This is a genomic window from Mesorhizobium sp. WSM4884, from assembly GCF_029625675.1.
Taxonomy (GTDB): Bacteria; Pseudomonadota; Alphaproteobacteria; order Rhizobiales; family Rhizobiaceae; genus Mesorhizobium.
Genome location: NZ_JARTVO010000006.1, coordinates 214,707 through 226,587 on the forward strand (window position 1 = coordinate 214,707; position 11,881 = coordinate 226,587).

General features: G+C 63.7%; 14 protein-coding genes. 6 read left to right on the plus strand and 8 right to left on the minus strand.

The window, feature by feature from the left end; genetic code table 11:
* Positions 1-39: 39 nt before the first annotated feature.
* The 3 genes from P9236_RS12250 to P9236_RS12260 all read right to left on the minus strand — a co-directional run bounded on the left by P9236_RS12250 (position 40) and on the right by P9236_RS12260 (position 3,227).
* Positions 40-1,308, minus strand: coding sequence for an ABC transporter substrate-binding protein (locus P9236_RS12250; protein WP_278074875.1), 1,269 nt, complete (start codon positions 1,306-1,308; stop codon positions 40-42).
* A 388-nt stretch (positions 1,309-1,696) separates the two neighbouring features.
* The gene (locus P9236_RS12255) at positions 1,697-2,194 is read right to left on the minus strand and encodes an N-acetyltransferase (protein ID WP_278074876.1); all 498 of its coding nucleotides are present in this window, start codon (positions 2,192-2,194) and stop codon (positions 1,697-1,699) included.
* Positions 2,195-2,249: 55 nt separating this feature from the next.
* Positions 2,250-3,227, minus strand: a complete 978-nt coding sequence (locus P9236_RS12260) for a transglycosylase SLT domain-containing protein (protein ID WP_278074877.1) — start codon at positions 3,225-3,227, stop codon at positions 2,250-2,252.
* Positions 3,228-3,402: 175 nt separating this feature from the next.
* Here P9236_RS12260 and P9236_RS12265 point away from each other — a divergent pair, with 175 nt between their 5' ends.
* Positions 3,403-3,972: a methylated-DNA--[protein]-cysteine S-methyltransferase gene (locus P9236_RS12265; RefSeq protein ID WP_278074878.1), complete on the plus strand. Its 570-nt coding sequence runs from the start codon at positions 3,403-3,405 to the stop codon at positions 3,970-3,972.
* A 21-nt stretch (positions 3,973-3,993) separates the two neighbouring features.
* Here P9236_RS12265 and P9236_RS12270 read toward each other — a convergent pair whose 3' ends face one another.
* Positions 3,994-4,323, minus strand: coding sequence for a hypothetical protein (locus P9236_RS12270; protein ID WP_278074879.1), 330 nt, complete (start codon positions 4,321-4,323; stop codon positions 3,994-3,996).
* Positions 4,324-4,593: 270 nt separating this feature from the next.
* Between P9236_RS12270 and P9236_RS12275 the strand changes: the two genes are divergently transcribed.
* The 3 genes from P9236_RS12275 to P9236_RS12285 all read left to right on the plus strand — a co-directional run bounded on the left by P9236_RS12275 (position 4,594) and on the right by P9236_RS12285 (position 5,503).
* Complete coding sequence (locus P9236_RS12275) at positions 4,594-4,806, plus strand: cold-shock protein (protein WP_040970890.1); 213 nt, start codon at positions 4,594-4,596, stop codon at positions 4,804-4,806.
* Positions 4,807-5,051: 245 nt separating this feature from the next.
* Complete coding sequence (locus P9236_RS12280) at positions 5,052-5,252, plus strand: hypothetical protein (RefSeq protein WP_278074880.1); 201 nt, start codon at positions 5,052-5,054, stop codon at positions 5,250-5,252.
* Positions 5,249-5,503 carry a hypothetical protein gene (locus tag P9236_RS12285; RefSeq protein WP_278074881.1) on the plus strand — a complete coding sequence of 85 codons (255 nt, stop codon included), beginning with the start codon at positions 5,249-5,251 and terminating at the stop codon, positions 5,501-5,503. Before P9236_RS12280 ends, P9236_RS12285 begins: the two co-directional genes overlap by 4 nt.
* Positions 5,504-5,583: 80 nt before the next feature.
* On the opposite strand, the gene P9236_RS12290 is transcribed toward P9236_RS12285, so the two are convergent.
* From P9236_RS12290 to P9236_RS12300, 3 genes are all read right to left on the minus strand, one after another.
* Positions 5,584-6,192 carry a glutathione S-transferase family protein gene (locus tag P9236_RS12290; RefSeq protein WP_278074882.1) on the minus strand — a complete coding sequence of 203 codons (609 nt, stop codon included), beginning with the start codon at positions 6,190-6,192 and terminating at the stop codon, positions 5,584-5,586.
* Between the two features lie 87 nt (positions 6,193-6,279).
* Entirely contained in the window at positions 6,280-7,140 is an 861-nt protein-coding gene (locus tag P9236_RS12295) for an EAL domain-containing protein (protein WP_278074883.1), read from the minus strand.
* Positions 7,137-8,033, minus strand: a complete 897-nt coding sequence (locus P9236_RS12300; protein ID WP_278074884.1) for an EAL domain-containing protein — start codon at positions 8,031-8,033, stop codon at positions 7,137-7,139. The genes P9236_RS12295 and P9236_RS12300 overlap by 4 nt, the downstream gene beginning before the upstream one ends.
* Positions 8,034-8,241: 208 nt before the next feature.
* On the opposite strand from P9236_RS12300, the gene P9236_RS12305 reads away from it, so the two are divergent.
* On the plus strand, positions 8,242-9,444 hold the full coding sequence (locus tag P9236_RS12305; RefSeq protein ID WP_278074885.1) for a pyridoxal phosphate-dependent aminotransferase: 1,203 nt from the start codon (positions 8,242-8,244) through the stop codon (positions 9,442-9,444).
* A gap of 65 nt (positions 9,445-9,509) precedes the next feature.
* Here P9236_RS12305 and P9236_RS12310 read toward each other — a convergent pair whose 3' ends face one another.
* Positions 9,510-9,905, minus strand: coding sequence for a cupin domain-containing protein (locus tag P9236_RS12310; protein WP_278074886.1), 396 nt, complete (start codon positions 9,903-9,905; stop codon positions 9,510-9,512).
* A 309-nt stretch (positions 9,906-10,214) separates the two neighbouring features.
* On the opposite strand from P9236_RS12310, the gene P9236_RS12315 reads away from it, so the two are divergent.
* The gene (locus P9236_RS12315) at positions 10,215-11,744 is read left to right on the plus strand and encodes an EAL domain-containing protein (RefSeq protein ID WP_278074887.1); all 1,530 of its coding nucleotides are present in this window, start codon (positions 10,215-10,217) and stop codon (positions 11,742-11,744) included.
* Positions 11,745-11,881 lie beyond the last annotated feature (137 nt).

Genomic DNA, 11,881 nt, shown 5'->3' on the forward strand with positions numbered 1-11,881 from the left:
CGCCGCGGACGCCCGAGCCGGCTTCTGCCGGCGCCGCGGTCACCAGCCGCTGCCTTTCAGCTTGGTCAGCGTCACTTCGAGATCGGCGAGATTGTCGGAGGCGCTGCCTTCGCCGGACAGGGTCTTGTGCACGGCGGTCCAGAACTGGCTCGACGCCTCGTTGTACTTGACCTTGACCGTCGCCGAGGGCCGCGGCGCCGCGTTGAGGAATACTTCTTTCCAGCGTGGGACGATCGGCTGCTCCTTGGCGATGTCGGCATCGTCATAGAGTGCCTGGATGGTCGGCAGGGTCGATCTTTTCAGTGTCCGGTATTTCTGCATCTCGGGCGAAGCGATGAACTTGACCATGTCGATCGCCGCGTCCGGGTTTTTCGAATATTTGGAGACCGCGAGGTTCCAGCCGCCCAGCGTCGCGACCGGCCGCGCGCCTTCGCCCTCGCCCGCCGGCAGCGGCGCTACGTCGAACTTGCCCTTGATGGGTGAATCGCCGCCGTTGCCGAGCGCATAGGCATAGGGCCAGTTGCGCATGAAGACGGCGTTGCCGGTCTGCCAGACACCGCGCGCTTCCTCTTCCTGGTAGGCGAGCACGCCAGGCGGCGAGATGGTGCCGATCCAGCCCTTGACCATGTCGAGCGCGGCCGCCGCCTTTGGATTATTGACGGAGACCGTGCCGTCCGGATCGATGATCTGGCCGCCGCCATTCGACATCACCCATTCGAGCGCGTCGCAGGTCAGCCCCTCATAAGCATTGCCCTGGAAGACGAAGCCCCACATGTCCTTATTGCCAGCGGCCCGTTCCTTGTCCATCACCAGCTTCGCGGTGTCGGCCAACTCCTTCCAGGTGGTCGGCACCTTGGCGCCGTATTTGTCGAGCAGATCCTTGCGGTAGTAGAGCGCCGGCGCGTCGGTGTAGATCGGCAGCGCGACCAGCTTGCCGTTGACGGTCTGCGACTGGATGATCGAGGGGAAGTGCTTGGCCACGATGTCCTTGGTCGCGTCGGTCAGGTCGACGAGCTGGCTGGCGAGCTGCGGCGCCCAGATCACGTCGGTCTGGTAGACGTCGATGTCGGTGTTTCCGGCGGCGAGCCACAGCTTATACTGGCCGAACTGGTCGGTCGTCGACGGCGGCATAACGACGATGCTGACCTTGTTGCCGCTCTGCTTCTCGTAGCGGTCGAGTATCTCGCGCAGCACCTTGATGCCGTCGCCGGTGTCGCCCGACACGATCGACAGGTCGACCGCATGAGCTGGGACCGCGGCGAACATCGCGCCGGCCGCAAGCGCAAGAAATGCGTGAAGAAGCTTCATGGCGGTGGACCTCCCTTTGGAGGCTGGCGGCCGAGACTGCGCGCGCCGACAGCCATCAGATGCCCACCCAGCACTTGAATGCGGAGCACCGCTTTGGGTTCCAACATCAGTTATTCGGCATGAATTGGCGGCGTCTCGGCCGCTGACCGAAGCGCAAGAATGCAATCTGGCTGGATGGAAGGGCGGATTTCAAACCAAAGCGGGCGGGCTCCGAAACCCGCCGCCCCGGAGCCCGCCTTGGAGTGGCTGACGCATGCCGGCACAGCCTCCTCCGACGCCTTGCCCGCGTCGATCCGCCGATCGGCCGCCCGGCACGACGACGCATTAGCATGCCCTAACGTCATCCTATGTGAAGCGGTTCACAATGCCGGTGGTCGGTGGAAAATCATTAACCTTCCCAGCCGACGGGGATCATGCCGAGCCGCTCATAAAGCCTGAAGGCGGCGGCGTGCCTGACCGTGTTGGTCTTGAGGTCGACATGGATCGCGCCCCTGTCCCGAAAGGCGAGGAAGACATGCCGCATCAGCGCCTCGCCGATGCCGCGTTTTCTGGAGCCCGGGTGGACCGCAAGATCCTTGACGAAGCCGGACGTCCAGCAAAGCGCGGCGCCGGCCAGCAAGCCCTTGCCGTCGATGACCAGGAAGCAGAGATCGGGATCAAACTCGGCATCGCCCGAGATACGCTCCAACCAATCGTCGAACGGACCCTCTCCGCCGTCGTCGAACGCCTCTTCCAAGAGCGCATGCAGAGCCTGCGCATCCCTATGCTCGAAGGGGCGCATGATGAACCCGTCCGGCCAATGCGGAGCGATCAGCGCATCGTCGAGAAGCTTGCGAAGGCGGATGTCATTGGGCGCAGGCGGGCTCGGACCACTTTTCTCATGCATGTCGCAGCCCCGAAACAGCTACGCTCCCCGCTGCGCATTGCAGCGGGCCGGACGCTCAGGCGCCTGGCTGCAGGCGGCGGCGGTCGACGCCGAGGCCCGTCTGCTCGAGCAGACCCTTGCGCTTGGCGTCGTAATAATAGCCGGTCTGATAGAGCGTGTCGGCGCGCTTGGCGTTGCCGCCCGAGACCAGCCAGGCGCCGCGCAGATATTTGACCGCGTATTTGAGATTGGTCTCGGCGTCGAACAACCCGCTCGCCGGCCCGTCATAGCCCATGCCGCGCGCCGTCGCATGCTTGATCTGCATCAGCCCCCAATGACCGTGATTGTAGGCCTTCGGGTTGAACGTGCTCTCCCGGTTGACGACATGGCGCACTAGGTCGACCGGCACTTCGTAGATCGCCGAATATTTCTCGATCAGCCGCTCGATCTCGGCGCGCGGGCCGCTGGCATGCTGTTCGGGCTGGACCGGTTGGGCAAGCAGCGCCGGGTTTTGCGGCACCACATAGGCGGCCTGCTGGACGCCCGGCATGGGAGCCACCTTAGCCGACTGACCGGTGACCGGCATGGCAACGCCGGCGGTCCTGTAGACGGCTGCCTGCTTGAGCGAAGCGGGGCCGGTCGGCGACGCGCCGGCCATCAGCACCGGCGGCGGCAGGAACTGGCCGGCGACGGGTGTCGAACCGGCAAACGCGGTGGGTTGCGCCGGCGGCGGAAGCGCGGCGCCAGGTTGCACCGGCGGCGGCAATGGCGCGCCAGGCGTCGTCGGCGCGCCGGGCGTCGTCGCCCCAGAAGTCACCAATGCCACGGCATCGCCGGCTAGCGCCGCCGTCTGCACCTGCGCGAGGCCCGAAGGCTCAGGCAGCACGGCCACCGTCTCAGGAAGCGCAACGGTCGGTGTATCGTCCTCGACGGCCGGCGTCGAAGCCGCCGCAAGCGCGGGCGTGGCCTTCATCTGCGAGGTCGAGGTACAGCCGCTGAGGCCGGCAGCGGCAACGAGCACGCCGATCACGGTGAGGATGATTTTCGCTGCCAAGCCCTGCAGGTCCGATTGTCGGTTGTTAAAAAGTCCTTACACCAGCGATTCCAACCGGGCAATCGGGGCCAATATGCAGGTTTCGGGTGGCGAGACTCGGAGCAAACTGCGATATTGTTCCCTATCTGTACTGGAGATGTACCCGTTTTTCGCAGTTTGCGGAAAGGAGCGCACCATGGAAAACGCATCACCGATCACGGCCGGCCACGCAGTGTTAGAAACAGTGATCGGCTTCATGGGCATTGCCTGGAGCGAAAAGGGCCTGATCCGGCTCTGCCTGCCCGAACGCAGCCGCGAAGCGGTCGAACGCCGGCTGTTTCGCAATGCCGGTGTTTCGAGAGCCACCGAGCAGCCGAAATGGGTGGTCGAATTGATCGCTTCGATCAAGGCCTATGCGGCCGGGGAGGATGTCGATTTCTCCGGCGTGCCGGTCGATCTCGACGGCGTCGACGATTTCCGCCTCGCCATCTATGACGCCGCGCGCAAGCTCGGCTTCGGCGAGACCACCACCTATGGCGAACTGGCCAAGCGCGCCGGCCATTCCGGCCTGGCGCGCGAAACCGGTGCCGCCCTCGGCGCCAATCCGGTGCCGCTGGTCATTCCCTGCCACCGCATCCTTGCCGCGGGCGGCAAGATCGGCGGCTTCTCCGCGCCTGGCGGCTCCGCCACCAAGGAGAAGATGCTGGCCATGGAAGGCGTGCGCGTCGGTCCGCCGCCGGTCGCGCAGGCTTCGTTCGGGTTTTGAAAAGTTGCCGAGCGCCAAGCCCTAGCGATGAGGAAAGAGCCGCCGGCGGAAATGCCGGTTGAAGTCCGGCCGCTTGCACACATAGACCGGGCAGGACCTGGTGTCGGCGCTGGGCACATAGGCCCTCGACCTCACCTCGCCCATGTCGCAGAAGCGCTCGTCCCGGACATAGCGGTCATAAAGCGGCAGCCCCGGCACGCGCGTCGACTGGTAGCGCAGGATGACGGCGCCTTGCCTGGCGATCGTCGCCTGCACGCGATCGCAGCTCATGCGCGTCGGGTCGTAGCGCGAGGCGGCCTGTGCCTCGGCGGCCACCAGCATCAGGCAGCCGGCAAGCAGAATTCTCCTCATGATCCTCTCCCACAACAGCGAGCGTGTCTTCCCTCCACAACGCACGCCTGGCAGCTTCCAGGCGATTGGAGCGCCCGTCGCACGCTATCTCGGTGCATGCCGGCAACGCCATCTTGTTTTCGTTCCCGAACCATATTATATGCGGCACATTGAATTTGGCCGATCGATCGGGCCTCGCGATCTTCGCGTTTGCTGACGTCTCCAAAATTTCGATACCACCGGCCGGGTTTTTGGCCCGGTCAAACGAGGCAAATGCGAAGGGCATTTTACATGGCAACTGGTACGGTCAAGTGGTTCAACGCCACCAAGGGCTACGGCTTCATCCAGCCTGACAATGGCGGCGCGGACGTTTTCGTCCACATCTCCGCCGTCGAGCGCGCTGGCATGACCACCCTCGTTGAGGGCCAGAAGATCAACTTCGAGATCGAGCAGGACCGCCGCACCGGCAAGTCCGCTGCTGGATCTCTGAGCAAGGCAGCCTGATTTTGCGATGGCGCGCGCCGGACGAAGGTTCGGGGCGCGCGGCAAGTCACGGATGTACTGACGGTCGCGCGATAAGCGCGCCGGAGCGGAAGGACCCGACAAGCCGAAGCAGCAGATTGCTGCCGGCCCGGCCCTAACGCTCCCGATCAGGCTACCGGCATAGGAAGGCGGGCGTTGTCCCGCCTTTTTTGTTGTCTATATCGCCGCCATTGGCCTCGTTGGCCCAACTATGTTATTTGCTGGCCATGACCAAGCTCGAACAGATTGAAAAGTCCGTCGCCGAACTGAACCCCGAAGAACTGAAGGCATTTGCCGCATGGTTCGAGGCGCTTCAGGCCGACTTGTGGGACAAGCAGATCGAAGCCGACGCAAAGGCGGGCCGGTTGGACAAGCTTGCCGATCAGGCTCTGGCTGACCATCGTGCAGGCCGGACCCGGCCTCTGTGAATCACTTTGCCGCCCCTTCTTTTTGGGACGCTTATGACAAACTACCCGACACAATCAGAGTGAAGGCGGACAGCAGTTTCGCCAAACTGCGTGCGGATCCGTTTCATCCTTCGCTGCACTTCAAGCGGGTCGGACGTTACTGGTCGGCGCGAGTTGACCTGGACTACCGTGCCGTTGCGGTCCGCAATCAGGACGATGTGATCTGGTTTTGGATCGGCACTCATTCCGAATATGAACGCCTTTTGAAATAGCCGCGTTACGGCCGCAGGCCCGGCCGGGCGTCGCGACCGTTCCGAAGCAACCGGCAAGCGGCGACGGCATGAGGACAAAATCACCCCTGCCACTCGATCGGCACATGGCCATTGTCCGCCTCGACGCGCTTCAGCCACTCCACCACCGCCGGATAGGTGTCGAGCTGGAAGCCGCCCTTCTCGGCCGCGTGGGTGTAGGCATAGAGCGCGATGTCGGCGACGCTGTAGGCGCTGCCGGCGAAGAAGGCGTTCTGCTCCAGGTGCTTGTTCATCACGCCGAGCGCCTTGTTGCCGCGCTCCAAGGTCAGCGCCAGTCTTTCCGGCGTCGCGTCCTTCGCCCTTTCCGGGAAGGTGAGCAGCGCCTTGCGCACCGCGATATAGGGCTCGTGGCTGTACTGCTCGAAGAACAGCCACTGATAGGCCAGCGCCCGCTCGTATCTGTCGGCCGGCAGGAAGCGTGTGCCTTCGGCGAGATAGAGCAGGATGGCATTGGATTCGGCGATGCGCCTGCCGTCGTCGAGCTCGAGCAGCGGCACCATCGCGTTCGGGTTCTTGGCGACATAGTCGGCCTTGCGCGTCTCGCCGGTATGCGAGCTCACCTCGATGCGGGTGAAGGGAATGCCGAGCTTTGCCATCAACAGACGCGGCTTGTAGCAATTGCCGCTGTCGATCATGTCATAAAGGATCATGGCCCCTCGCTTCGCGCGTCGAATGTCGAGAAGCCTCTAACCCGCCCGCGCGCGTTTCATCCAGTGATTTGTTTTTAGGGGAAAGCATCAGCGGCGCTGATGCAATTGCACGACCTTGTTGTCGATGCCGAGCAGCGTATCGATCGACAGCGGCTCGTCGTTGAAGATCGTGCCGGCGAGCGCCGGGCGGGCAAGGTGATATCCCTGCAGAAGGTCGACGCCGCCGTCGAGCGCGACGCGCAGATGCGTGGCCTGCTCGATGCCTTCGACCAGCACCTTGGCGCCGCGGTCGTGCAGCATCGAGACCAGCGGCCGGAAGAACCGTTCGGCTGCGGCATGACGGCAAAGCTCCGCAAACCAGCCGCCGTCGATCTTGACGATGTCGGGAGACAGAAGGCCGATGCGCGCTTCGGTCGAATGTCCGGTGCCGAAATCGTCGACGGCGATGCGGATGCCGTCACGCCTCATCTCGCGCACGAGGCTGGCGAGCACACGATCATCTGCCGCCTGTTCCGTGATCTCGCAGACGAGTTTGGTCGGCTCGAGGCCGAAATCGCCGAGATGCCTGGTCATAAGGCGGATCTCGGCCAGTGCCCGTCCGAGGTGATCGTTGATCATCGGGTCATAGTTGAAGAACAGGGCAAGCCCGCCGACGCCGATGTTGCGGTAGTTGCCCAGATGCAGCATCCGGCACATCGTCTCGACGAACAGCCGGTCCGATGCCGCGATGCTGTCGAAGAAAACTTGCGGCGCAACGGGGGTTGCGACGCGGCGCGGCTCGATCAGTGCTTCGACGGCGACAGGTTTGAGCGTCCTGCCCCGCGGCGCGAAGATCGGCTGATAGGCGCTCCACAGCCGGAACTCGCCATAGACGCCGAACTGGAGGCCGATCTCGTCGGCGAAGATCGCCTCGGCGACATTGCGCCGCCTCTCGGGCCGCACGATCATGGCGTCACCTTGCGTCCAAATGCCCTAGTCGGGCGCGCCGGCGCCACCGGAGCGGGACTGGCGGCAGTGGCCTTGCCCTCCTCGGTCATGGGCGCCTGCGCACTCTTGCCGAAGACGCGAAAACTGCTGGAAGCCAACTCCGGCCGGGCGAGCACATAGCCTTGCACCATCGAGGCTCCGGACTTCTCGGCGAGCTCCAGCTGCCAGCCTTCCTCGATGCCTTCGAAGACCGTGCGGATGCCTTGGCTTTCGAAGCTCTTCACCATCGCGGTCAGCAGCGCGAATCCTGCCCCGGACTCCATGAGCTGGGTGATCCAGTGGGCGTCGAACTTGACGATGTCCGGCCGCAATTCCTTGACGCGGTTGATGTCGGAATCGTCGGCGCCGTAGTCGTCGACGGCGATACGGAAGCCGTTGGCTCGCAGCGCTTCGACAAAGCTGTAGAGCGTTTCCTGCGAGGCCGACTTCTGCTCGGTCACCTCGCAGACGATGCGGCGCGGGTCGATGCCGGCCTCGTGCAGCACCAGGCGCATGTCGCGCAGCGCCTTGTCGACAATGGCGCGGTCGGTGAACACCGACGGATCGAAATTGATGAAGATGGATGCCTCTTCCGGCAGGCACGCGCCGGCGTTGAGCAGATGCAGCGTCCTTGTCAGCGCCTCGATATGCAGCCGGTCGGCCGCCGGGCAGGTGCCGAAGAAGGTCACCGGCGATTGCGGCTCGCCATCGCGGAACGGCCGGATCAGCCCCTCGAAGGCGGCGACCGAAAGCTTGCCTCCGTTGAAGCCGAAGATCGGCTGGAAGGCGCTCTGCAGCGTGTAGATGCCCCAGACACCGCTGGAGGTGCCGTCGTCATGACGGATGATATGGGCAAGCCCGATGCTGCGCGACAAAGGTCCCTCGCTCCGCCAGCGCGGCGGAATTCAATCAGCCATCCTGCCAGCCAAGGGTTTACCGGTCGTTGATGAATTTATAATTGCCGCCGCTCACGCCACCTTGACTTCTGGATCATCCGACACTGCTTGCGCTGGAGCCTGCGATGCGACATGAGAGGCGCCGCGGCCGCTCCTGGCCGCGCCCTTCTCTTGGAGACGCTTAGTCATGGCCTTTCTTGCCGACGCCCTTTCCCGCGTGAAGCCTTCCGCGACCATCGCGGTGACGCAGAAAGCTCGCGAGCTGAAAAACGCCGGCCGTGACGTCATCGGCCTCGGCGCCGGCGAGCCTGACTTCGACACACCCGACAACATCAAGAACGCGGCGATCGACGCGATCCGCCGCGGCGAGACCAAATATCCGCCGGTCTCCGGCATCGCGCCGCTGCGCGAGGCAATCGCGAAAAAGTTCAAGCGCGAGAACAATCTCGACTACCGGCCCGAGCAGACTATCGTCGGCACCGGCGGCAAGCAGATCCTGTTCAACGCCTTCATGGCGACGCTGAACCCCGGCGACGAGGTCATCATCCCCCGTCCCTATTGGGTGAGCTATCCGGAAATGGTGGCGATCTGCGGCGGCACCTCCGTCTTCGCCGACACCTCGATCGACAACGGCTTCAAGCTGACGCCGGAAGTGCTCGAAAAGGCCATCACGCCGAAGACCAAATGGCTGCTGATGAACTCGCCGTCCAATCCGTCGGGCGCAGCCTACACCGAAGCCGAGCTACGCGCGCTGGCCGACGTGCTGCTCAGGCATCCGCATGTATGGACGCTGACCGACGACATGTATGAACACCTGACCTATGGCGACTTCGTCTTCAAAACCATCGCCGAGGTCGAGCCGAACCTCTACGAGCGCACGCTGACCATGAACGGGGTATCGAAAGCCTATGCCATGACCGGCTGGCGCATCGGCTACGCCGCCGGCCCGGTGCCGCTGATCAAGGCGATGGACATGATCCAGGGCCAGCAGACTTCCGGCGCCTGCACCATCGCGCAATGGGCTTCCGTCGAGGCGCTCAACGGCCCGCAGGATTTCATCGCGAAGAACAAGGCGATCTTCCAGGGGCGGCGCGATCTCGTCGTCTCGATGCTCAACCAGGCGCGCGGCATCTCTTGCCCGTCGCCGGAAGGCGCCTTCTACGTCTATCCGTCCTGCGCTGCGCTGATCGGTAAGAAGACGAAGAACGGTAAGGTCATCGACAGCGACGAAGCCTTCTGCTCGGAGTTGCTCGACGCCGAGGGTGTCGCGGTGGTGTTCGGCTCGGCCTTCGGCCTCGGCCCGAACTTCCGCATCTCCTACGCAACGTCGGATGCGCTGCTGGAGGAGGCCTGCACCCGCATCCAGCGCTTCACCGCATCGCTGACCTGATCGGCGACCGGGCCAGCCAATGAGAAAAATCCGGCTTCATCAAGCCGGGTTTTTTGTTGGGCCTCTCAGCCGCCATACTGCTCGTCGGAGACCGCCTCGAGCCAATCGGCGTGGCTGCCGTCCAGCGCCTCTTGCATGGCGACATGCGTCATGGTGGTTTTCGGTCCGGCGCCGTGCCAGTGTTTTTCGCCGGGCGCGAAGGATATGACGTCGCCCGCTCTGATCACCTCGACCGGCCCGCCCCATGTCTGCGCAAGCCCGGCCCCTGCCGTGACGTAGAGCGTCTGGCCGAGCGGGTGCGTGTGCCAATGGGTGCGGGCGCCCGGTTCGAAACTGACCAGCGTCGCCCTCAGCCGCGCCGGCGCCTCCTTCTCGATGATCGGCGTCTGCATCACCTTGCCGGTGAAATACTTCTCCGGCGCGATGATCGTCGGCACGCTGCCGCACGCAATGATCTTCATCGTTCAAATCCTCAATCGTTGACGAAACATGAAGCCGCAAGCGGCGCATCCCAGGATGTAGTTTCAACCGGCTATGAGGCTAGTGCAACCGGCGCTCCGGGTGCAGACAGCGACGGTGTCGAAGCAGCTTTGGGGTTGCGTCAAATCTTTTTTTGTTAGCTGTTTAAAATATCGTCATAAATTGTTGCTTTTTAACCATAAAGTTAGGCGATCAGCCGAGCATCGGAGAACGGAGCAAGACAGTCGCCGCGCTCAATGTCTTTTTAACCGCTCGGCTCTAGCCATGGCCCGTGCTGTGGGGGCGCGGACATGAGCATCTTGGCGACGATCAAGGATCATAGCGGCAGGATTTACCGCGGTATTCAGGCGCTGCTCGTGGCGAGCATCGCCGCCACGGCGATTGCCGCCTTTGGCCTGACCGAAGATGCCTCACGCACCGCGGCTCTCGCCTTGTCGGTCGCATCGACCGGCCTTGCGCTCCTGGTGCTGATGTATATGCGCTCGAGCGTCGTCCAGCGCTTGCGGTCGGCGGCGGACGCTGAGGCCGAGAAGCACCGTTTTCTCAGCGTCGACGCAATGACCGGCGCCATGACCCGCCGCTATTTCCTCGAAGCGTTGAGCGACAGGCTGGGCAGCTTGCGCAACCGGCGGCAAGCAAGCCTGCTTTTGATCGACCTCGATCATTTCAAGCAGCTCAACGACACCTTTGGCCACCAGTTCGGCGACCTTGCCCTCGCTTATCTGGTCAAGGAGGCGGAGCGCATCTTTGCCGACGGCATCGTCGGACGGCTGGGCGGTGACGAGTTCGGCGTCATCGTCCCGCATGGCGACGCGGCTGCCCTCAACAAGGACGCGCGCCGGCTGCTCGACGCGATGCGGGCCGGAAAGCGGCATGAAGGCAAGATCATTCCACTGTCGATCTCGTTGGGGGTCGCGCTTGCGCCGCTGCACGCTTCCAATCCCACCGAGTTGATGTTGCTTGCCGACCTCGCGCTCTACGAAAGCAAGGCGGCAGGCCGGGGCCGCGTAACGGTCTTCGACGAGGAGATGCTGTCGGACAAGCGCTATCGCCGTCTCGTGGAGCGTGAATTGCGCGCCGCCGTCTATCTTGGCGAGCTGGAGCTCCACTATCAGCCGATCGTGGGCACAGAGGACTCCATCGACGCGCTCGAGGGCTTGATCCGCTGGCGCCATCCCGTCCGCGGCCTGATCTCGCCCGCCGAGTTCATCCCGATCGCCGAGCGCTCGACCTTGATCGACATGATCGGCGAATGGGTGTTCAAGCGCGCCTGCACAGATATCGGCCACTTTCACGGGCGGCGCATCTCGATCAACGTCTCCGGCGAGCAGTTGAAGCGCGACGAGATCGTGACGATGTGCGAGCGCATCCTGCGCGAGACCGGCAGGTCGGCGTCCGAGTTCATCATCGAGATCACCGAGACGGTCGCAATGGCAGCCACGCCAGAGGTCCTCAGGCGCCTGGAGGCCTTGCGCGGGCTCGGCTTCCATATCGCGCTCGACGACTTCGGCACCGGCCATTGCGGCTTCAACTATCTGAAGACGCTCCCGATCGACAGCGTCAAGATCGACCGTTCCTACATCCGCAGCCTCGCCCACGACCAGGTGGCGCAGATCTTTGTTTCCGCTCTGGCTCAGATCGCGCGCATCCAGGACATCACCATCGTCGCTGAGGGCGTCGAAACGTCGGAGGAGTTCACTCTTGCCCGCACCGCCGGCTGCGGCCGCTTCCAGGGCTATTTCTTCGGCAAGCCGGCGCCGCGCGACAAGACGAGCATGCTGTGCGCCACCGATGGCGAGCCGCTCGCGCTCAGCGCCTGACAAACTGGACGCCTGACAAAAACCAAAGCCGGCGCATTTCCTATTTTTCTTGCCCTCTCCGCGAACCCGTGTGACGATGGCCCTGGGCAGGTGGTGAGCAACAACCCCGCCCGCGACGGCCGAACAGGCCGGCCGCC